Annotated in this window: 17 protein-coding genes, 1 tRNA gene and 3 pseudogenes; 13 read left to right on the top strand and 8 right to left on the bottom strand. The window is 69.1% G+C overall.

Features of this window, described 5'->3' with window-relative positions; genetic code table 11:
- Nucleotides 1-52: 52 nt before the first annotated feature.
- Nucleotides 53-298, top strand: coding sequence for a hypothetical protein (locus GCE86_RS09330; RefSeq protein ID WP_154226571.1), 246 nt, complete (start codon nucleotides 53-55; stop codon nucleotides 296-298).
- A gap of 684 nt (nucleotides 299-982) precedes the next feature.
- Here GCE86_RS09330 and GCE86_RS09325 read toward each other — a convergent pair.
- On the bottom strand, nucleotides 983-1,396 hold the full coding sequence (locus GCE86_RS09325) for a hypothetical protein (RefSeq protein WP_154226570.1): 414 nt from the start codon (nucleotides 1,394-1,396) through the stop codon (nucleotides 983-985).
- 97 nt (nucleotides 1,397-1,493) lie between these two features.
- Between GCE86_RS09325 and GCE86_RS09320 the strand changes: the two genes are divergently transcribed.
- Nucleotides 1,494-4,244, top strand: coding sequence for an ATP-binding protein (locus GCE86_RS09320; RefSeq protein ID WP_204342170.1), 2,751 nt, complete (start codon nucleotides 1,494-1,496; stop codon nucleotides 4,242-4,244).
- Here the strand turns inward: GCE86_RS09320 and GCE86_RS09315 are convergent.
- Nucleotides 4,223-4,297, bottom strand: a tRNA-Val gene (locus GCE86_RS09315). The genes GCE86_RS09320 and GCE86_RS09315 overlap by 22 nt on opposite strands.
- A gap of 280 nt (nucleotides 4,298-4,577) precedes the next feature.
- Here GCE86_RS09315 and GCE86_RS09310 point away from each other — a divergent pair.
- The 3 genes from GCE86_RS09310 to GCE86_RS09300 all read left to right on the top strand — a co-directional run bounded on the left by GCE86_RS09310 (nucleotide 4,578) and on the right by GCE86_RS09300 (nucleotide 7,246).
- Complete coding sequence (locus tag GCE86_RS09310) at nucleotides 4,578-5,306, top strand: 8-oxoguanine DNA glycosylase OGG fold protein (RefSeq protein ID WP_154226568.1); 729 nt, start codon at nucleotides 4,578-4,580, stop codon at nucleotides 5,304-5,306.
- A gap of 274 nt (nucleotides 5,307-5,580) precedes the next feature.
- A complete protein-coding gene (locus tag GCE86_RS31815; RefSeq protein WP_204342171.1) occupies nucleotides 5,581-5,865 on the top strand; it encodes a hypothetical protein in 285 nt (94 codons plus the stop codon).
- Between the two features lie 529 nt (nucleotides 5,866-6,394).
- Nucleotides 6,395-7,246, top strand: a complete 852-nt coding sequence (locus GCE86_RS09300) for an alpha/beta fold hydrolase (RefSeq protein WP_154226567.1) — start codon at nucleotides 6,395-6,397, stop codon at nucleotides 7,244-7,246.
- A gap of 202 nt (nucleotides 7,247-7,448) precedes the next feature.
- On the opposite strand, the gene GCE86_RS09295 is transcribed toward GCE86_RS09300, so the two are convergent.
- Nucleotides 7,449-7,733: a phosphoheptose isomerase family protein gene (locus GCE86_RS09295; RefSeq protein ID WP_244317303.1), complete on the bottom strand. Its 285-nt coding sequence runs from the start codon at nucleotides 7,731-7,733 to the stop codon at nucleotides 7,449-7,451.
- Nucleotides 7,734-8,310: 577 nt separating this feature from the next.
- On the opposite strand from GCE86_RS09295, the gene GCE86_RS09290 reads away from it, so the two are divergent.
- Both GCE86_RS09290 and GCE86_RS09285 read left to right on the top strand, forming a co-directional pair.
- Nucleotides 8,311-8,919, top strand: coding sequence for a hypothetical protein (locus GCE86_RS09290; RefSeq protein ID WP_154226565.1), 609 nt, complete (start codon nucleotides 8,311-8,313; stop codon nucleotides 8,917-8,919).
- Nucleotides 8,920-9,315: 396 nt separating this feature from the next.
- Nucleotides 9,316-10,035 carry an alpha/beta fold hydrolase gene (locus tag GCE86_RS09285; RefSeq protein WP_154226564.1) on the top strand — a complete coding sequence of 240 codons (720 nt, stop codon included), beginning with the start codon at nucleotides 9,316-9,318 and terminating at the stop codon, nucleotides 10,033-10,035.
- Nucleotides 10,036-10,608: 573 nt separating this feature from the next.
- Here GCE86_RS09285 and GCE86_RS09280 read toward each other — a convergent pair.
- Nucleotides 10,609-10,818, bottom strand: a complete 210-nt coding sequence (locus GCE86_RS09280; RefSeq protein ID WP_154226563.1) for a hypothetical protein — start codon at nucleotides 10,816-10,818, stop codon at nucleotides 10,609-10,611.
- A gap of 146 nt (nucleotides 10,819-10,964) precedes the next feature.
- Between GCE86_RS09280 and GCE86_RS09275 the strand changes: the two genes are divergently transcribed.
- The 4 genes from GCE86_RS09275 (at nucleotide 10,965) to GCE86_RS09260 (ending at nucleotide 17,718) form a co-directional block, all read left to right on the top strand.
- On the top strand, nucleotides 10,965-13,733 hold the full coding sequence (locus GCE86_RS09275; RefSeq protein WP_154226562.1) for a LuxR C-terminal-related transcriptional regulator: 2,769 nt from the start codon (nucleotides 10,965-10,967) through the stop codon (nucleotides 13,731-13,733).
- 61 nt (nucleotides 13,734-13,794) lie between these two features.
- Nucleotides 13,795-16,065, top strand: a complete 2,271-nt coding sequence (locus tag GCE86_RS09270; protein WP_154226561.1) for an XRE family transcriptional regulator — start codon at nucleotides 13,795-13,797, stop codon at nucleotides 16,063-16,065.
- 46 nt (nucleotides 16,066-16,111) lie between these two features.
- Entirely contained in the window at nucleotides 16,112-16,852 is a 741-nt protein-coding gene (locus tag GCE86_RS09265) for an alpha/beta fold hydrolase (protein ID WP_244317242.1), read from the top strand.
- Nucleotides 16,853-16,869: 17 nt separating this feature from the next.
- Entirely contained in the window at nucleotides 16,870-17,718 is an 849-nt protein-coding gene (locus tag GCE86_RS09260; RefSeq protein WP_154226560.1) for an alpha/beta fold hydrolase, read from the top strand.
- A 242-nt stretch (nucleotides 17,719-17,960) separates the two neighbouring features.
- Here GCE86_RS09260 and GCE86_RS09255 read toward each other — a convergent pair whose 3' ends face one another.
- Both GCE86_RS09255 and GCE86_RS32485 read right to left on the bottom strand, forming a co-directional pair.
- Nucleotides 17,961-18,104, bottom strand: a complete 144-nt coding sequence (locus GCE86_RS09255) for a hypothetical protein (RefSeq protein ID WP_154226559.1) — start codon at nucleotides 18,102-18,104, stop codon at nucleotides 17,961-17,963.
- 212 nt (nucleotides 18,105-18,316) lie between these two features.
- Nucleotides 18,317-18,562, bottom strand: a pseudogene (locus tag GCE86_RS32485) (transposase); the annotation flags it as partial.
- 22 nt (nucleotides 18,563-18,584) lie between these two features.
- Here GCE86_RS32485 and GCE86_RS31990 point away from each other — a divergent pair.
- Nucleotides 18,585-18,695, top strand: a pseudogene (locus tag GCE86_RS31990) (transposase); the annotation flags it as partial.
- A gap of 56 nt (nucleotides 18,696-18,751) precedes the next feature.
- Here the strand turns inward: GCE86_RS31990 and GCE86_RS31810 are convergent.
- On the bottom strand, nucleotides 18,752-19,342 hold the full coding sequence (locus GCE86_RS31810; protein ID WP_204342260.1) for a hypothetical protein: 591 nt from the start codon (nucleotides 19,340-19,342) through the stop codon (nucleotides 18,752-18,754).
- Here GCE86_RS31810 and GCE86_RS09245 point away from each other — a divergent pair.
- Nucleotides 19,227-19,683, top strand: a pseudogene (locus tag GCE86_RS09245) (calcium:cation antiporter); the annotation flags it as partial. The gene GCE86_RS31810 and the pseudogene GCE86_RS09245 sit on opposite strands and share 116 nt — an antisense overlap.
- 242 nt (nucleotides 19,684-19,925) lie before the next feature.
- On the opposite strand, the gene GCE86_RS09240 reads toward GCE86_RS09245, so the two are convergent.
- Nucleotides 19,926-20,204 carry a hypothetical protein gene (locus GCE86_RS09240; RefSeq protein ID WP_154226558.1) on the bottom strand — a complete coding sequence of 93 codons (279 nt, stop codon included), beginning with the start codon at nucleotides 20,202-20,204 and terminating at the stop codon, nucleotides 19,926-19,928.
- Nucleotides 20,205-20,867 lie beyond the last annotated feature (663 nt).

Raw genomic sequence — 20,867 nt, 5'->3', positions numbered from 1 at the left:
CCTGCGGGAGGCCGCCAGTACCCACGACATCGACGCCGACGCTGCAGACCGGGTGCTGAGCGCGCTGAACCTGCCAGCACTGCCCCGCCGCTGGCAGGTCCGCCTCACCTTGTCCGTCCTCCTCGAGGTGGCCGCCACCGGCCGCGAGGACGCCTTCGGCGCCGCCGAAGCAGCCGTCGAAACCGCCCTCACCGCCGCAGAGATGGGAGCGCGGTTCGAGTGGGACGGCAGCGAACGCGACGGCGCCGACCCCGGCGATGTGGACCCGACCACCGACGAACCGGCCGAGCTGGCGTGAGCGCAAGATCTTGTCGTTGCGGTCAACCCCGCCTGACCGGTGCGGGCGTCATTGTCGGCACAAGCAGGGCTGCTCCGAGCTCCCCCCAGCGCCACATCGGGCAGGTCATCGGCCTCGTCCGAGCCCGGGCGATCCTCCCCGCCAAGCACGCGTATCCCGACCGGGTCCGAATTCGATGTCGTCGGTCGGCGGCTTGTCCTCTATCTCCGCCATCGCGAACTCGATGCGCTCGGCGCGGATCCGCGCATCGCGTCGTTCGCGTCGTTCCGCGATCTCGTCGCTCGGCTGACGTGTGCGCCCGTGCCCGTTACGGCTCATAGCGGGTGTGAGTCGCATCTCGGGGATAGTTCTTCAAGAGTCAACGGCTCGGCACGTCTCGCCGCCCAGGGCGCCAGGCCCGGAGCCCAGTCGACCAGCGGTCCGGCTCCACGTTGTTCGGCTACCCTGATGCCCGCCAGCCGTTCGCCCACTCTGGCTATGGCCGGTCACCGCACCACGGGGGTTCTGCGCGAATCGAGGCAGCTCCGGATACGTCTTGAGCGGCGCGCGAAGAAGCGCCCGACGCGACCGGGGTCGAAGGTGTCTCATGAGGTCACTGAACGGTGCGCCGACCGGATCGGCTGGTGAGCTGGATCCCCGGGTGTCCGCTCCGGCCCGCAAGGGGCACCCGGGGATCCGCACGGATCAGACGGCCGTCCGACGCAGGCCGGTGATCTGGAGAGCGACGAATCCAGCGACCACCACCGCCTGCGCGATCACCAGCGCCACGCCGAGGGTGGTCAACGGGAACCAACCGGCGACGAGCAGCTCGACGCTCGCGGCGACCCAGGCGATGTTGACGGCGATCACGACTGCCACTGCGGGTCGGCTCACCGTCGGCCTCGACGCGAGGAAGAGCAGGGCGGCCGCGAAGGCGACCAGGAAGGCGCCTACGGGGTAGAGAAGACCGGCGGGAAGGCCGAACAGCCGGCCGAAGATCGCCGCGGCGGCGAGGTAGACGACGCCGTTGGCGCCTGAGCCGATCGCGTCCTGCTTGAGGGCGAAACGGAGCAGCTTGGCGTCGTCGGCGGTCCGGACGGTGCTGGCGATGGTGGCCATCTCGAAGTCCCTTCGTGGTGCTGACGTGCGTCTGATCACGAAGCTACGGAGCGGGCGGCCATGCCGAATCCGTCATCGTGACGGTAGGTTGCCAGTCGTGCTGCACGGGCGGGCCGAGGAACAGGCGCAGATCGACCGGCTGGTGGACGGTGCCCGGGAAGGTCGCAGCGGCGCCCTGGTTTTCCGGGGTCCGGCGGGGATCGGCAAGTCGGTGCTGCTGGAGTACGCCGCGCTGCGGGCGACTGGCATGCGGGTGGTGCGCGGTGTCGGCATCGAGTCCGAGGCGGCGTTGCCGTTCGCCGCACTGCACCTGCTCCTGCGGACCGGGCTCGACCGGATCCACGCGCTGCCCGACGCGCAGGTGAGGGCGCTCGGCGCCGCCTTGGGGCTGCGCGACGCGCCACCGCAGAGCCGGTTCCTGGTGGGCCTGGCCACCCTCAGCCTCCTGTCCGAGCTGGCCGGGGACGGCGGGCTGCTCTGCCTCATGGACGACGTGCAATGGTGCGACGAGGCGTCCGTCGACGCCCTGGTGTTCGCGGCGCGCCGGCTCGGGGCCGAGGGCATCGCCATGATCTTCGCCGCCCGTCCGGACCTCCCGGTCACCGGCCTTCCCGAACACTGTCTCGCTGGGCTCGACGACACGGCGGCGGCCGCCCTGCTCCCGGCCGATCTTCCGCCGCAGGTCCGGGAGCGCCTCGTCCAGGAGTCGGCCGGCAACCCGCTGGCGCTCATCGAGCTGCCGGCCGCGCTGACTCCCGAACAGCGGGCTGGGCGGTTGTCGCCGGTGGGGGCGATGCCGGTGGCGGAGCGGATCCAGGAGGCCTTCCTCGCGCAGATGGCCGCGCTGCCCGAGGCCGCGCGCACCGCGCTCCTGGTCGCGGCGGCGGAAAGCTCCGGCGAACTCGCGACGCTCGTCGCCGCCGGCGCTCCGCTCGACGGCCTGGAAGCCGCCGAGCGGAGCCGGCTGATCGGAATCAACGGGACGGCCGTCGGTTTCCGTCATCCCCTCATCCGGGCGGCCGCGTACCAGAGCGCGTCCGTGAGCCGACGCCTCGCCGTACACCGGGCGCTCGCCGACGCGCTGATCAGCTCGACCTCGCCTGACGCCGCTGACCGGCGCATCTGGCACTTGGCCGCCGCGGCGCTCGGTCCCGATGAGGGCGTCGCGCGGCAGCTGGAGGAGGCGGCGGGCCGGGCCCGTACCCGAGGCGGCCACGCCGCGGTGGCGGCCGCCTACCAGCGGGCCGCCGAGCTCACCGTCGATCCGGTACGCCGATCCGCCCGGCTGGCCGCGGCGGCGCTGGCCGCGAGCGACGCCGGTCTGACCGACCGCGCCGCCGCGCTCGCCGCAAGCGCCACGCCCGACGTGGACGACCCGGCGATGATCGTGGCGTTGACCCAGGTCCGCGCCCACCGCGAGGTCGAGTTGGGCACCCCACTGGCGGCCGGCCGGATCATCCTCGACGCCGCCCTCCGGGTGGCGGCGCGCGACCCCGAGCAGGCGACCTGGCTGCTGGTGGAGGCGGTCCGCTGCGCCTGGTTCGCCGGCGACGCGCCGCTGGCCGGACAGGCGGCGACGGCGCTGCACGAGCTGCCGGCGACCGGTTCGCCGCTGGTCGGCCAGGCGGTCGGGCTGGCCCGGCTGCTGGCCGGCGACCTCGCGGGTGGGCTGCCGCTCACCGGCGGCGCGCTGGACCCGTCCGGGCTCGCCGGGCTGGGCGTTCCGGGGCTGACCTTCGCCGCCGGCGCCGCCCTCGCGACGGGCCGCGCGGCCCTCTGCGAGGAACTCACCGAGCGGGTCGTGGCGGACTGCCGCAGGAGCGGGATGATCGGCTGGCTGGCGTTCGCCCTCCAGGACCAGGGGTTCGCGCAGGGGATGCAGGGCCGTTACGGGGAGGCGAGGGCGACCCTCGACGAAGGGCTGCGGCTGGCGACCGACCTGGGTCACGAGCACCGGGTCATCCACCTCACCTGCTGCCTTGCGTGGATCCTCGCTCATCAGGAGGACGTGGCGGGGTGCCGCGCGAGGGCCGAGGACGGCGTCCGGCGGGCCGACGACCGCAAGCTGGTCCTCGCGGCGACCCTCGGACGCTGGGCGCTGGGCCGGCTCGAACTCGGCCGGGGGAACTCGGACGCCGCTCTGGAGCAGTTGGAACGGATCCCGCCGACCGGGTTCGGGGCGCTCGCCGCCGCCGATCTCGTCGAGGCGGCGGTCCGCAGTGGACGGCCGGAGCGGGCCGGCGAGCCGCTGGAGCGCTACGTGACCTGGGCGCGGCATGTCCGTCAACCGGCCTCGGACGCGGTCGCCCTGCGCTGCCGGGCCCTGGTGGAGCAGGACGAGGCGCACTTCCTTGCCGCCGTCCGCGCCCACGACGGCGACGACCAGCCGTACGAGCAGGCGAGGACGCGACTCGCCTACGGCGAGTGGCTGCGACGGGCCCGGAGGCGGGCGGACGCCCGCACGCAGCTCCGCGCCGCGCTGGAGGTCTTCGACCGGCTGGGCGCGGAGTCGTGGGCCCGGCGGGCCCGCACCGAGCTGCGCGCGACCGGGGACGTCCCGGCCGCGCCGCGCCGGGCTGGCGACCCGCTCAGCGTGCTCACCGCGCAGGAACGCGAGGTCGTGCGGCTGGCGGCCGCCGGCGCCTCCAACCGCGACATCGCCGCCCAGCTCTTCCTCAGCCCACGGACCGTGGGCTACCACCTTTACAAGGCGTTCCCCAAGCTGGGCATCACGTCGCGGGCTCAGCTGGCGGCGCTGGCCGGGGTCGCGGCCGCCGAGAGACGGCGGCCGCCTGCAAGAGCGGGTGGCGTCCGGGCCGATGTTCCTGGTGGGCGATACTGGGTTTGAACCAGTGACCTCTTCTGTGTCAAGGAAGCGCGCTCCCACTGCACCAATCGCCCGTGGTGCCCGCCGACACGGCAGGGCCGGGGCAGGCGGTCCCGAGCGGACGAGGGATTCGAACCCGCGACCCTCACTTTGGCAAGGTGATGTGCTACCAGCCGCGCTATGTCCGCGTGCCGCCGAAGCGTTCCGGCGACTGCCCGCGCCGCGCTCCGGTGGTCGATGCTGCACCATGCCGCGGCCGGTGCCCATCCTGTCGACACCTGCTGAGGGAACCTCCGGAGTGTCATCCGTCGTCGGTACAGTCTGAGCCCGCTTCTCCTTCTCAGGAGGCGACGGTTGGGAAAGCTGAGGGACCGGCTCGGCGGCGACCCGTTCTGGACTCGCGACGAGGTACTCGGCCACGGGTTCGACTTCCGACCCGTGTGGTGGAAGCGACGCGTCCCCAGCGAGACGTGGACGTCGCCGCTTTCCGACCTGCCCGCCGCGAAGTGGGGGCGGCAGTACCGGCACATCACTCGCGGCGACCTGCTCACCGCCACTAACAACCGGCCCGACGACATCGGGCGGCTGCTGGTCGGCTGCTACGCCTGGGGTACAGGCGACCTGGGATTCCTCGTCGGCCGCCGAGCGCAAGTCTTCGTCAAGAGCAGTCCAGACGCCATCACGAGCAAGCTCGCCAAGGCGCTGGCCGTCCTGCGAGCCACCGGACCGGTATACGCGTACGAGTTGCTGGCCCGCGGGAACGAGTGCCACACCCCCCACCTCGGGCCATCGTTCTACACGAAACTCCTGTATGCCGTAGACGCCCGACCCGAAGCGGAGGCTGGCACGGCTCTGATCCTCGACCAGTTCGTCGCGATAGCCCTGAAGGAGGTCGAGGGCTGGGACCTGCCCGAACAGGGGCCATGGGACCGCGACCAATACCAGCGGTGGCTCGACTTCGCCCACAACCACGCCAGGAACGAATCCACCGAAGATGCGCCGGTGCGCCCGGACGCAGTTGAGGCGGCCATGTTCAGAAAGGGCCGCGCGATCTACCGGAAGCGACGAGCCGCCGGCGGCTGAGCCCGAGCGATTATCAGCCAACACACGGCCCGAGGGTCTGCGTCCATCGAAACGCTACGTCGATGATTATCTGCGTCTAATCGCTGCCGTTCGGGCAGCCACCGAGGGAGGTCACCCCGTGGAGTTCCGCAAGGCGGTCCCGTTAACCTGCCCACCCACCCGGCATTGAACGAGAAGTGGCTTCAGGCATTACTGGCCGAGGACCCAAGCCTGCTCGGGCTCGGTGACCTGGTCGTCAAGGGATGTCGAACGGCGGCAGCCCCGTGCCGGACGCTTGGACCTGCTGCTGCACGACCCGGAGACCCTGACCCGGTACGAGGTCGAAATCCAGTTGGGGGCGACGGACGAGGCGCACATCATCCGCACCATCGAGTACTGGGACATCGAACGGAAGCGGTACCCGCAGTACGAGCACGTCGCTGTGATCGTCGCCGAGGATGTCACCAGCCGATTTCTCAACGTGATCAGCCTGTTCAACGCGGCGATCCCGCTCATCGCCATCCAGATGCGGGTCCTCAACGTCGGAGGCATCCTCACCCCAACGCGACAACGGTCCTGAGCCAGGCCCGCCTCGGGACCGACGAGGAAGACGAGCCCGGCCAAGCCACAGATCGCGCCTACTGGATCAACCGCGGGTCGCAATCCTCAGTCACCCTGGCCGACACCATCCTCGGCCTCGCCACCTGGACCGGCGCCTGCATCACTTGCCACCAACCCGTGAAACCATTACACCGCAACAAACGCCACCGAACTTAACAAAGCACTACTAGTCGTCCGTCAGACTGGTCGGCCGGCGCGGCCGATGCTGGCCGGAGGCTGCCAGCAGACCGGGCCGGGCCGCCCCGCCCGGCCCGGCCCGCTTTGACCTGACGAAGCGAATTCGGCAACGTGCGCGGTCAGCAGGCACCGTCGGCTTCCCATCCTGCCCGATGATCACGTCGCTGCTCACACGTGTTCTCGTGTTCGGCTGCGGTGACAGGCCGAAGGCAGGGAGAGTCGCTATGGCAGAAGTCCCAGGGCGACGTGGACCGGTGGGCCGATCGTCGACGGACGCGACAGCGTGAGAGCGCTGGAGAGGAGACCATCAGGTGAGCGCTGAGGCGCTTTCGCCGATTTCTACTTACTTCCGCGTCTGCGACGGGGTGCGGGTGAGGTACGTCGACAACAGGGCAGACTCCGATATCACGGTTCTGCTGCTGGCGCCGTGGCCCGAAACCCTGTGGGCCTTCCGCCGCATCTGGAGCCGCCTCTCAGCGGTCGGGCGGGTGGTCGCCATAGACATGCCGGGATTCGGCCATTCCGATGGCCGCTCGGAACTGATCGCACCGGACGCTTCGGGAGCGTTCCTGGCCCGCCTGATCGACAAATGGGCCCTCGGATCTCCTCATATCGTCGGGCCAGACGTCGGAACGGCAGCGGCGCTCTTCCTTGCGGCGAGGACACCGGAGAGAGTCACGAGCTTGACGATCGGGGGCGGCGCGGTCCGCTTTCCCATTGAAGCGGGCGGCGCACTCAAGGACATCATCGAAGCACCGAGCCTCGACGTCGTACGCGGGCTGAATGCCAGAGCCAACATCGGTCAGACAGTCGAGGCGGTGGCCGGAAGCGACAGCGAACCCGAAGTTCACGAGGACTACGTCAGTGCCTACGACCTTGGGCGATTCGCCGAGTCCGCTCGCTTCGTGCGCCACTACCCAGAACAGAACCGGGTCTTGCGCGGCCTTCTCCCGACGATCGCCACGCCGACCCAGATCCTCGCCGGACGCAATGATGACCTTGTGCCGTGGTCCAACAACCAGTACCTCCACGACCTCCTTCCTAACAGCGAGATTCATCCTCTCGACGCCGGTCACTTTGCATGGGAACAAGCACCCGAGGCGTATGGCGGCCTGACCGCCGAGTGGATCAGCGGCGGATATCGGCACGTCGGTGCGAGCTAGAAGATGTCACGTAACCCCGGCGTCCGTCCGCTTGAACGATCGTTCAACATGCCTGGATGCAGGTGATCACGGCAGCCCGCCCGGAGTGAACCCGTCAGTGGACGTGATGCCCGGTACACGATGCGTCGGATGATGGAGACGGTTGCCTCCCCAGCTGTCGAACCGGGGCCATCACCGTCCGACCGCCTCAGCGCTGCGACGTCTACTGCAGGTTGGCGTGCCGTGCATGCATCAGCGCATACGCATCCGACTGGGAGCCGGTGAGATCGAGGACGACCGCGTCGAGCAGTAGCAGTGCGCTCTGCTCGAACAGGGAACCACCGAACTGACCTGTCCCGGCGGTTGGCACCTCGATGACGGCGCTCGCCAGTCGGGCGAGGGTACTGTCGGTACGGGTGGTGACGGCGAGCAGGTCAGCGCCGAAGCCGACAGCGAGTCTGGCCAGGTGGAGCGCTACCGGCGTCTCGCCGGTTCCGGAGATCACCACCAAGCCGTCACCCTGGGTATCGGTCCCGGCAGTACCGCCGCTGCAGGTGATCAACGAACTGGGTGCCGTCGTCCGCCACCGCAGCCCAGATGTCGTCGTTGCCCGCTTGCAACACGACACCACCGTCGGGCTCAACGGTCAGGGTGATCTCGTCGTCACGCCGATCCAGGAGCACGAGCGGCCAACTACGCCAAGTGGATGTAGCGGCAGTCGAACTCGTCGTGCCTGTCGTGCACCCAGTTGAGCCATCGGTCCACCTGCGCCAAGGTCCACCGCCGGTAGGTCCCTCCCTGGTCCCCCGCCGAGGCCACGCCACTCCCCTGCCATAGATCCGAGCCTGGTGAATGTACCGCGGTCCAATTTCCGTGATGTCCGGCAAGGCCGACTCCTCGTCTTCGAGGATGTGACGGGCGGCCCGTATCCACGAGTCCCGGGCCGCCTCATTCGCATCGAGGGCTGGTCTTGTCGTCCGTCACCACGGCCGGACCGCCGGAGGCTCAGTCAGCGTGGGTTGACCCCGCGAAGTACCTTGTCCTTCCTTGTGTGAGGGGCGGCCGGCACCGGAAGGGGCGGTGGCATGGACCAGGACGCGCGAGAGCAGGGGCTGCTCAATGCCTTGACCACCGAACACTTCGTGCTCCAGACGTCGCGTAGCGCCACGATCACCGAGTCCGTCGGGCGGGCGACCGTGTTCCTGTCACTGCTTTCCGCCTCGCTGATCGGGCTGGGCTTCGTCTCTAGCAGCGCACACCTGACCAAGCCGTACCTGGGGGCGGTGCTGCCGACCCTGGTGATCACCGGGCTGCTTACCTTCGCAAGGCTGGTGGAGAACATGGTGGAGAACTCGCTGGATCTCAAGCGCATCCAGCGCATCCGCGCCTACTACCACCGCCAGTTCGCCGGCGAGCACGACTTCTTCGCCGACGCGGTGACTGGTGGGGGTGACACGAAGACGATCGCGGCGGCGGTTGGCGGCGGTGCCTCTCGCTGGCAGTTGCTACTGACCACGGCGGCTATGGTGGGCGCCGTCAACGCACTGTTGGTCGGCCTGGGCGCGACCCTGCTGACCGGAGTGGCGGGCGGATCCCCCACGTTTGCGATCGTGCTCGGTGTGGCTGTCGCACTGGTCGCCTACGCCGCCCAGCTCGCGTTCATCAAGCGGGCCTCGATCTGGCTGAGCGGCTGATCGTTGCTCGGCCACGACGAGCATGTCGGTGCGAACGCGGTTGCGGGCGATCGTAGTGTCATCCGATGTCGCCTGCTGGCAGGGCATGCCCTCGCCGCCTTGCAAAGCCTCGTGTCGACTCTTGCTATTCGTCTGGTTGCCTTCTCGCTGCCTTCCGTTGACCGGCACCGGGCTAATCGCCGCCGGCATCGCTGCCGAGGCTTGCGGGTATAGCGGCCCGTGCGCTGGCAGGGCACTTCAGTGGCCGACAAGCCGGACGCAGCACGTTTACGCCGAGGCCGCTTTGGTACTCGCAACGTGACTGCCTCTGCTCTTGGCATCGGCAGAAGGAGGCCCGTCGCCTGCGGGACAGCATGGGCCGAAATGAACACCGCACCCAGTAGGGAAGGAAGCCCCATGAATGGCCGACCGAATATCGTCCTCGTCCATGGTGCATGGGCCGACGGCTCCTGTTGGAGCGGGGTCATCGAGCGTCTACAGGCCGACGGCTACCACGTGACGGCCCCACAGTTCCCCCTAACCTCGACGGCCGATGATGTCGCCCGGCTACGGCAAGTTCTCACCCTGCAGGACGGCCCAACGATCGTGGCCGGGCACTCCTACGGCGGCCAGATCATGACCGCCCTCGGCACCGACGCGCCGAACGTGGTCGGACTGGTGTACATCGCCGCCTTCGGACTCGACCAAGGCGAATCGCTCGGCGCGTTGCTGTCGCAGGGACCCACACCACCGGCGCTGGAACACCTGTTCACCGACAAGCAGGGCTTCATATGGCAGCAGCAGGACGACTTCATCCAGCACTTCGCCGCCGACGTCGACCCGGTCCGGGCCAAGGTGATGCACTCCGTACAGCAGCCAATTGCCGGCTCAGCCTTTAATGATGCGATGGGTGTCCCGGCCTGGAAATCGCTGCCGTCCTGGTTCCTGATCGCCACGCAGGACCAGGCGATCCCACCGGACGCGCAGCGCATGTTCGCCAGCCGCATGGGCGCGACGACCAGCGAAGTCCCTGCGAGCCACGTCCCGATGGTTTCCCACCCCGACGTAGCGGCACAACTCATCAAGACGGCAGCCGAAACCCGGACCGCAATGCCGGCAGGCCAAGCACGTAGATGACAACCAGCCGCAGGCAGCGGTGGAGCACCTCGCGGCCGGGAAGGAGCCGGGGGCGTGCCCACGGTCAAGACCTCAGCGAACCCGTCGGCTCATCCGTCGCCACAAGATCAGCTGTGTGAGGCCGCGGGCGGCGATGCGCCGCCATGCCTCGGGCGAAGGATCTCGACGGTGACCAGGGTCGCTGGTCAGTCGACAAGGCCGAGCGGCAAGACCAAACCCAGCGGGCACATCGACCTGACCATGGTCCAGACCGCCGCCCGTATCGACGACGCCGCGCAGCGGCTGAACGCCGCGTCGGCAAGATCCGGCTGTAGCAGGCAGCGCCGCCCAACCACTGGTGGCACGTGCCGTTCCACCTGACCGGCGGCGGCATCACGTCCCGACCCACGGGCCGGGACGTGATGTTCTCCATCGACTTCGACTTCGGCTTCGTCGACGCCGGCTGGTCCTCAACACCCTCGCCGGTCAGACAGTTTCCTCCCCACTGCCCGGCCTGTCCGTCGCGGCATTCCACGAGCGACTCTTCACCGCGCTGTCGTACCCCGGCATCCGCGTCCACATCGAGGCAAAATCTTAGTATCCGACCGACAGCATTCCCTTCGCCCAGGACACCACGCACACCGCGTACGACCAGTATTGGGTCAAACGGTACTGGCAGGTACTCAGCCAGGTGGGGCTGTCGTCAACGCTGGCCTGCCCGGCCACCGTTCGCAGTGCCGCCAGGTCGACGCTCTCGGTGGCCAGCAGCGCCAGCAGCCAGTGCCGCAACCCGTGCATCGTCATTCGGGCTCAGAGCCCGCGATCCCGTGGCCGCGACAGTCCCGAAAACGATCAAGGCCGCCGACCTGAGTAATGCCAGGTCAGCGGCCAAAAGCCTCTGTCGTTCGATTGGTGTCCGAGGGGCAACACAAACTCCGCATCGTTGCCGCGTGGATGAGGCCACGGTGCGGGTCGACGCGGCACCGGAGCGCGGCAGTTGGGTCGCTGAGTCTCGACGCTGCCAGGGACTGAAGCTCACCGCTGGAGCGTGGCAAGATCGGCAGATGACGCTCTGGGGACGCGAAACTGAGCAGTCGGCTGTCGGTGGCTTGCTCGACCGGCTTCCCACTGCGGGCAGCGCGTTGGTTCTGCGGGGCCAGCCGGGGATCGGGAAGTCGTCGATCCTGGCGTATGTCCAGGCCGAGGCGGTGCGCCGGGGATTTCGTGTGCGGACGGTTTCCGGTATTCAGGCCGAGTTCCACCTGCCGAACGCAGCACTGCGGGCACTATTGGGTTCGAGCGTCTCCGAGCACGGCAACTCGACCGCGACGGCGTTGGAGGCGCTGAACCTGCTCTCAGGCGAGGACGCCCCGAACGTTCTGCTGGTAGACGATGCCCAGTGGGTCGATCCGTCGAGCTGGGAAACGCTGACCTTCATTGCCCGCCGTGTCGAGTCCGAGCCGATCCTGGCGTTGTTCGCCGTACGCGAGGGCGAGGTGGCGCGGCGGCGTCTGGTGGGCGCGCGGTTGCCGGAACTGGAGATCGGGGCATTGTCTCCCGAGGCCTGTGGCGTTCTCATCGATGAGGTAGCGCCGCGGTTGCCGGTGGCGCTGCGGGCCCGAGTGCTCGCTGAGGCGGCTGGTAATCCCCTGGGCGTGATCGAACTGGCGAGTGCAGCGGATCGGCTCGGCGAACGAGGCGTTCCGCTGGGCCTGGTGTCTCTGGATACGCGGCTCGACCGCGCGTACCGCACGATGGCCGAGGAACTCCCCGCGCGCACGCGGACGCTGCTGTGCGTGGCAGCCGTGAACGACCGTGACCGGCTCGATGAGATCTTGTGCGCCGCGGACCAGATCGCCGAAGGTGCATCGGTCGCCGACCTCGAATCGGCTGTCGCGATAGGACTGATTGAGGTCGACGACGTTTTCCGCGTGCGGTTCCGCCACCCTCTGGTGCGCTCGGCAATTCAGCAGTTGGCAGGCGTCGCAGGCCGTGCTGAGGCCCACGCCGCGCTGAGCAATGTCGTGGCCGAGCCGGACCGGCGGATCTGGCATCGTGCGTCGGCGTCGGTCGGCCGCGCCCCGCATTTGGCCGACGAATTGGCGCAGGTAGCGTTGGCTGCGCGGCAGCGTGGCGAGCTTGTCACGGCGATCGCTGCCTGGCAGCGGGCGATCCAGCTGGCCGAGCCGGGCCAAGACCGGGGTGGATGGCGGGTTGCGGCGGCCAATGCTGCCGCGTACCAGGGCGACATTGGCGCGCTGGAGAGTCTGATCTCCGAGGCGGGTGCGGACGATTTGTATCCGGCTGACCGTGTCCATCTGGCCTGGTTGGCTGAGACCTATCTGACTCCGGCCTGGTCGGGCGCGGACAGGTTGCCTGCCTCGATTGAGGTGGCGTTACAACTGCAGCGGGAGGGCGACGCGGACCGGGCGCTGGACCTCCTTGCCTCGCTCGGCGTGCGCTGCTCGTTCGCCAATCCCGAGCCGCCGGTACGTGCCGCGTTCGTCGCCGCCGCCGAGCAGATGGGCGCCGACCCCGATGACGCTCGGCTGCTGTCGGTGTACGCCCTCGCGGATCCGATCGAGCGCGGCGCCCTCGCGCTGCCAGGCATGCGCCACCGGACCGGCCGGGTCGACACCCGGGGCGAAGAGTTGCAGATGATGACGACCGCTGCGTCGAACCTGGGTGCGATCGACCTGGCCGCGTCGTTCGCGGCGAGGGCGATCGCCGACTACCGCTCCCGCGGCATGCTCGGCCAGCTCGCACAAACCCTGGTGTCGCAGGCGTGGGCCGCGGCGCACATGGGCGACACGATCCTCGGGCGGACTGCCGCCGCCGAAGCCCACGAACTCGCCGCGGAAACGGCACAACCCCTGTGGGTACTCACCGCGGACATGATCGGCGCGAAGGTCGCGGCGCTGCGCGGCGATGAGCAGACTGCTCTGGACCTGGCCGCCGAAGCGGAACGGGTCTTGTTGTCCGTGGGTGTTCACCCGATGCTGGCCCTCGTCCAGGAGGTGCGAGGCATCACCGCGCTCGCGGCCGGCCGGTTCGATGAAGCCTTCGAAGAGCTGGCGCGGATTCTCGATCCGGGCGACATCGCCTACCACTATCCGACCGGTTGGGTGGTGTTCGAGCACCTCGCCGACGCCGCCATCGGCGCGGGACGCGAGAGGCAGCTCGCTGTGCTTGCAGAGAGCCTGACCCCGGTGGCGCAACGCTCGCAGTCACCGGCCCTGCAAGCCGGCCTGGCGTTCGCCGAGGCGTTGCTGTCCGGCGACGACCTGTTCGGGGCGGCCTTGTCTCTGCCGACCGGCAAATGGCCGTTCTCCAGGGCTCGGCTGCATCTGGCGTACGGCGCCCGGCTGCGCCGCAACCGGCGCAGTGCCGAGTCCCGGCCCCATCTGCGGGCGGCGCTGAGCGTCTTCGAAGCGTTCGGGCTGGCCCCGTGGGCTGCCCGCGCGCAGCGAGAGCTGCGGGCCTCCGGCGAGATGGTTCGTCGCCGCGCTGACGCCCGCCAGGATCTCACGCCGCAGGAGCTGCAGGTGGCGGTGATGGCCGCGGAAGGACTGAGTAATCGGGAGATCGCCAGCCGCTTGTTCTTGTCCCCGCGAACGGTTGGTAGCCATCTTTACCGGATCTATCCGAAGGTGGGTGTGAAGACGCGTACTGAACTGGCCAGAGCGATGATGTTCATCGACGGGGACGACAGCATGTGACGGGCGGGATTCAGTCATCTGACAGACGCGGCGGCTCAACCGCCGTCCATAACGTCAGACCATGATCGACCGTGATTCGAGTGAGCCGATCGCCACATTTGCCGCCGCCTTGCGCACGGCACGTCACGCGCTCGCACTGAGTTTGGAGGAGCTGGCGGAGGCATCCGGGGTCAGCGTGCGCGCGCTCAGCGATATGGAACGCGGCCGAGCGCTCGGGCCGCAGCGGCGTACCGTGGCGCAGATCGCCGACGCGCTGAAGCTGGATGGCGCACCGCGGGAGGCGTTCCTGGCGTTGGCCAAGGCCGGGCGGACCCGGTCGGTGCACCTGGCCGTGGCTACGGGTCTGTGCGAGCTACCGGGGTCGGTCGGCGATTTCACCGGCCGCGCAGCCGAGCTGGCCTGGATTACCCGGGTGGTGTGCCGACAGCCGGGCGCGCCCGGCCAGTCGGGTACGGCGGTGATCTCGGGCGGCGCTGGCCTGGGAAAGACCAGTCTGGTCGTACGCGCGGCGCACAGCTTGCGCGACACCTTCGCCGGTGGAGTGCACTTCGTTGACGCCGCGGGAATGGGTATACGCCCTCTAGGCAGCGACGAGATACTGTCCCGGGTCTTGCGGGCGTTGGGTGTGCGCGAGCAGCAGATCCCGCAGGAGCCCGACGAGCGAGCCGGACTGTACCGGCAGTTGCTGCGCGATCGCCGAGTCCTGGTGATCGTCGACGACGCGGCGTCGGAGGCACAGGTACGCCTGCTGTTGCCCGGGGCGGGGGCCAGTCAGCTGCTGGTCACCAGTCGTCGGCTGTTGGCCGGTCTGGAAGGCGTGCAACGGCTGCACCTGGATCCGATGCCGGATGTCGACGCGTACGACATGCTGTGGCGCATCGTCGCCGAACGCGGCGATGCGCCACGGCCGCAGGAGCTGCAAGCCCTCGTGGAGATGCTGGGCGGCCTGCCGCTGGCCCTGCGCATCGCTGGCAACCGTCTCGTAGCGCAGCCGCATTGGACGGTGGCGGATCTGGTGGGTCGGCTTTCGAGCAGCGAGCGGCGCCTGGACCAGCTCACCGCAGGGGATTTGAAGATCGCTGCAGCGTTCGCGATGTCTTACGAGCAGCTGCCCGAGGGTGCCCGTGACGTGTTCCGAGCGGCTTCGCTGGCACCGGGACTGGATTTCAGTGCACTCCTGACCGCTGTCATCGCCCAGACGGCGCTGGCCGACACCGAGGATCAGCTTGACGACCTGGTCGACTTAGGCCTTCTGGAGGCGGCCGCAGGCGGCCGATACCGCTTCCACGATCTCGTTCGGCTGTACGCGCACCAGCGCCTGGAGCGGGAGAACTCCGCGGCCGAGGTCGCTGCGGCGCGTCGGCGGATGGTGACGTGGCTGTTGACGACCCTGCGCACAGCTGGGCAGTGGTTCGAACCGCGCGGGGAACACGCCACGTTCGCGTCGGCGGAGGACGCCGACGCGTGGATCCGCCTCGAAGCCGAACACTGGTTCCCTGCGCTTGGAGCCGCAGCGCTTGCCGGTGACCACGACCTCGTCGTGGCGGCGGTCGCCGCCCTGCACTGGTTCTCCGACCGATGGCTGCACTGGCAGCAGTGGCGCGATGTCTTCCAACTCGGCCACGACTCAGCTGTCTACATGGGCGACCTCGGTTTACAGGCCGAGTTCCTCAACTACGTGGCCTGGACCTTCACCCTGCCCTGGCGAGACATCCGACCCGCACTGGACTACGCCGGGAAAGCGCTGGACCTGGCGCGTGCGGCTGGAGACACGCTCCAGGAGGCGTGGTCTTTGGACTACCTGGCCAGCGCCCACTACAAGCTCGGCGACCTGCCAGCCGCCCGCACTTGCGCGATGGCCGCAGCGGAACTATTCGACAAGCTCGGCGACATTGATGCGAGCTGCCAGAGCTGGGTATCGCGCGGCCTCATCGCGCGCCGACTCGGCGACGCCGAGGAGGCCCTGACCTGCTACGCCCATGCCCGCCGTCTGGCCGAGGACTCGACGTCGGGCATGACACCAATCATTGCCGAAAACACCCTACCCATTGTGCTGTCGCGCATCGCACAGGTACTAGGCGACACGGGCCGCACCGACGAGGGCCTCCCGCTCATGCTGCGCGCCGTTGACCTGCTCGACGGCGCCCACAACCGCTTCCAGCAAGCCACCATCCTGTGGATGCTCGCCGACCTCTACCTTCCCGACGAACCCGAGCAAGCCTGCCAAGCCCTGCTGCGGGCCGCCGAGGTCTTCGAGTCGATCGGCGAGAACGAGCGGACCGCCGAATGCCGACAGAAGGCAACCGCGATCAGCGCTGGCGGAGCTTCGTAGTTCTGCATGTGGTTCTGCCTGGTTCACCGCAGCGCCACACCATGCAATGGAGATCGAAGCGGTGGGCGACCTGCCTGCCGCTCACGATCTCCAGGAGCAGCGCATGAGTACTATCCGCAACGTCGTGCTGGTGCACGGCGGCTTCGTCGACGGATCGGGCTGGCTGGGCGTGCACCGGCGCCTGACCGACGACGGCTTCAACGTCAAGATCGTCCAGAACCCGACGATGTCCCTCGAAGGCGATGTCGAAGCCACCCGGTTCATCCTCGACGGCCTCGACGGCCCGGCCGTACTCGTCGGCCACTCCTACGGCGGAGCGGTCATCAGCGAAGCCGGCACCCACCCCGCCGTGCAGGCGCTGGTCTACATCGCCGCGTTCGCGCCGGATAAGGGCGAGTCGGTCAAAACCCTGATCGCCGACCCGCTGCCCGGCGCCCCGGTCCCGCCGATCCTGCCACCCCGCGACGGGTTCCTGTTCCTCGACCGGGACAAGTTCCACCACTCCTTCGCCGGTGACCTGCCCGCCGACGAAGCGGCCTTCCTCGCCGACTCGCAGGTGCCCTGGGGCGTCGGCGCCCTCGCCGGTGCGGTCACCGAACCGGCGTGGCGGCACAAGCCCGCCTTCTACCTGGTCGCCACCGAAGACCGCATGATCCCCCCGCCCGCCCAGCGCGCTATGGCCAGCCGCGCTGGTGCCGTCACCGTCGAGGCCATCGGCAGCCACGCGATCTACGCCTCCCAGCCCCAGGCCGTCGCTGACCTCATCCGCCAGGCCGCGAGCCGCTGACCCGATCGGAGAAACCCATGAATACCGACTCCACCATCTCGCGGCGCACGCTCGTCGCGGGCATCGGCGCCACCGCCGCGGCGGCCACGGCCGCCGCGATCATCGGCAGCCCCGCCGAGGCCGCCACCACCGGCAGCACCGGCACCACCGGAACCAAGCCCACGATCGTGCTGGTGCACGGCGGCTACGCCGACTCGTCGTGCTGGAACGCCACCATCCAGGAGCTGCAGTCCAGGGGCTACACCACTGTCTGCGGGTCCAACCCGCTGCGAGGCATCCCGACCGATGCCCCGTACATCGCCAGTCTGCTGGACTCCATCCCCGGACCCGTCGTGCTCGTCGCGCACTCCATGGGAGGAACGGTCATCACCAACGCAGCCGCCGGGAAGGCCAACGTCAAGGCGCTGGTCTACATCGCGGCATTCGTACCCGAGGTCGGCGAGACGCAGGGCGAGCTGATCACCAAGTTCCCCGGCAGCGAGGTCGGGCCGGTGAGCGTCGGGGTCCCGTACACGAAGGCCGACGGAACGACCGGCATCGACCTGTACCTGAGCAAGGACGGCAAGGCGGCCTTCGCCGCCGACATCTCCACCAGCGCCTTCCGGGTCCTGCAGGCCACACAGCGTCCGTTCGACGCCGACTCCTTCATCTTCCCGACCACGGCCGCGGCCTGGAAGACGATCCCGTCCTGGGGACTGTTCGCCGGTCAGGACAAGGCCATCCCGCCCGCGTGCGCCCGGTGGATGTACGCCCGCGCCAACATGCGCAAGGTCGTCGAAGTCCCGAACGCGTCCCACGTCGTCATGCTCAGCAACCCCCGAATCGTCGCCAACCTCATCACCGACGCCGCCAGGGCCACCTGCTGACGCCTGTGACGAGAGTGCCCCGGGTCCACCACCATGGACCGGGGCACTCTCCTCGTGACGAGCCGGACTCACCGATTGAGCGTGGGGCCCAACCCGGCAACTCACCCTGGCCGCCACCCTGCGGTCAGCAGGTCCCGCGCTGCATCGGCACCGTGTGGCCGACCTGTTCATGCGGGCCGAAGCGCGGTGCGGACCCAAATGTGGGCCTCAGCATCTGGCCCTGCTACGAGGGTGGAACATTCTTACCGGTCCCTCAACTTCCGGACCAGGTAGATGATGCCGTACAAGACACCAGCGGCAACACCACCGATCAGGGCGCCGCCGAGAGCGCCGCCCGTGCGGTGGCCGTCGGCCAGGGTGTCCAGAGCATTCAGAGCGATCGTCATGGGCAGCAGGGTATTGGAGCCTGCCGTTACGTGGTGCCCTTGGTCTAGTTGATGCAGATCGACGGGCGTTCTCGCCGCCGAACGGCTGGTACACGAGGAACACAAGCCGTGGCCGCCCATCGAACGCTTGGCGCGACCGGCGGCGGTGAGGCAGAACTATGCCGCGAAAGGAGCCATAGGAGGATGTCGACCCCAGCGCGACCTCTCGGCGCATCGCCCGGCGTGAGTCGCTGAGCATCCAGCGGCGCAGTCCAGGGACTGCGACCGGGTTCCAACGCCGTAACGAACGAACCAGGGATCATCACGTGCTGGTCCTTGCGGCGGCCGTACGTGTGGCACAGGACCCGCTCCGTCGAAGGGTGCGCGTCCGGCCGCAGCCAGCAGGTGGTGTCCATGTCCACCGCCAAGACCAGGCGGCCGTCGGTGGCGCAAGGCAGCGGGAGCTTCGCCAAGCTCGTGCCGTAGGCTGACCTGGTTTAGGTGTGTGGCGCTGAGGTCTCATGGCAGACGATCTCTACGATCACCGACAAGGTCATCGACGGGATGACCGAGTGGCAGAGCCGGCCCCTGAACCCGGTCTATCCGGTGATCTCCTCGACGCGGCGCCAGGGAGACGACCGGACCAGGGCTGTAGCAGGCGGCCGCGGTCAGCGCCGCGCGGGCGCCCAGATGTACACCCACGGCGGCCCGGCACCGGCGACCGGCTCGAGCTCGTACACCCCGTCGACGTCGGCGTCCAGGAGCTCCCCGCCGTACTCCACCCACAACCATTCCTGGCCGATGCTCTCCGGCGGCAGCCCTGTGTCGTTGACGGGCACCAGCAGGGACCGGCCGTCGACCGGGCCCCCGACAGCCGGCACCTCGACCCGCTCCCACATGCCCCGATCATCAGCGCGCACGGCGTGATGGCGGCGCTGTTTCGCCTTTCCGGGCAGGGGCGCTTGCTGCGACCAGCGGTGCGCCAGCGCCTCAAGCGCCGTCGCGGCGGTCTCGGCCGGCATCCGGCGCAGCTGGTCGGCGAGCGGGCGCGGCGACTCCGCGTCGGCCCGGCCGGTCCGGACTATCGCCCAGCCCGCGGACTCCTCGCCGGCGCCCGCACCTGGACGGCCGCCCGGCGGCTCCTCGGCCCGGGCGGCCCTGGCGAGCCTGGCCCTGCTGATCGTGGCGCTGGTGGCGGTCGTCGGCGACGCTAAGACGATCTCGTCGGGCGATCGAGGCGGCGTCTCGGCGGCGAACATGCGCAGGCGTTCGTCGGGGTGGTCATCGCCCTGCTGGTGCTGCTGCCGGAGACCCTGGCGGCGTCCCGCGCGGCCCGCCAGGACCAGGTGCAGATCGGCCTCAATCTGGCGCTCGGTTCGGCCATGACCAGCATCGGGCTCACCATCCCGGCCATCGCGCTGGCCTCGATCTGGCTGGAGGGTCCGCTGCTGCTCGGCCTGGACGGCACCCAGCTGACGCTGCTCGCGCTCACCGCGGTGGCCGGCGTGCTGACTGCGGTGCCGGGTCGCGCGACGGTGCTCCAGGGCGGCGTGCACCTGGTGCTGCTGGCGGCCTTCGTCTTTCCGCCGCCAGTCCGTAGCGGCGGGCGCCCGGGTCCGGCGGTCGCGGCCACCGCCAGAGACGCCCGCCGTGCTCACTCCGGCTGGCCCGCCGCGTACCAGTAGATGCCCGCCGCGCAGAGGTAACCCAGGACGCCGGCCGCCAGGACCAGGATCATCAGGAACGCCTTCGCGGCCGTCGACCGGTCGCTGCGTGCGATGGCGCGGTTGGCGGCGACGCAGGGCAGCGCGATCAGGCCGCCGAGCAGCGCGCCCCCGATGATCAGGAGGAACGGCAGCAGACCCAGGAGCCGGAGCGGGTAGGCGTCTCCGGGCCGGTACGGTGCTTCACCCCGTCGACCTCGATGACGGGGTACGGGTCGAAGAGATTCGCCTGCTTCAGCTTGGCGCGGAGCCACCCGCCCCCGACGGCGGGCAACTGGACGACGCCTCGGCGGCCCCGCTGTGGGATTCCGCCGACCAGGACGGTGTTCTTCCAGACGCTCACGTCGACCACCACGGGGCCGGCGACTCTGTCGATCACGATGGGTTCGGTGTGCATGAGCGGCCACAGTAGACGTCTCGATCTCCCGGCGCTGCCCCCTCCGGCGGGCTTGGGCACCGGCCCCGCGCGGCGTCCTCATAAGGTGCTGAAGCCAGGCCCCGGGCCACTCGGCGCACGACGGGGAGGGAACGTGGCGCGGATTCTCGCGCATCGATGCCGTTGTGCCGCGAACAACCATCTGGCTTCATCCCGCGTCGCCACGAGCGCCGACAGCATCTGGACACGGCAGCGGTGGCCACCAAGCTGGAGTGGCCGAAGAGACTGTGCAGGGCTCATGGGTCGGCTGGGCCACGCCAACGCCCGCTCATCCAGATCGGCGGGCGACCACCTTCGCTGCCCGCTCAGCGCGGGGACAACATCCCGGTCCATGTCGCGCACGGGTGTCACCACCAGCGGCGCCTGACCTTGATCTCGCGTACGGGCAGCGTTCACTTCCTTTCTTGAAGGCACTCGGGCGAGTGAACCATTGCCCACCTGCCGGTCTCTCGCACACGAGCACAACAGGCCCGTATGCGACCCGAAAGAATGTCTAGTGTTTGAAGAGTGCGCAAGTCAGCGGCCTGCGTTCATATCTGGAGCGTCGGGTTAGGAAGCTGGCACAACTCAGCCGGCCTATCTGCGAGATTAGAAGCTGCGCGACCAGCGGCTTGCATGATCATT

The organism is Micromonospora terminaliae (genome assembly GCF_009671205.1).
Classification (GTDB): Bacteria; Actinomycetota; Actinomycetes; order Mycobacteriales; family Micromonosporaceae; genus Micromonospora; species Micromonospora terminaliae.
Note: the sequence above shows the minus strand (reverse complement) of the source record. Positions and strands in the feature narration are given on the sequence as shown.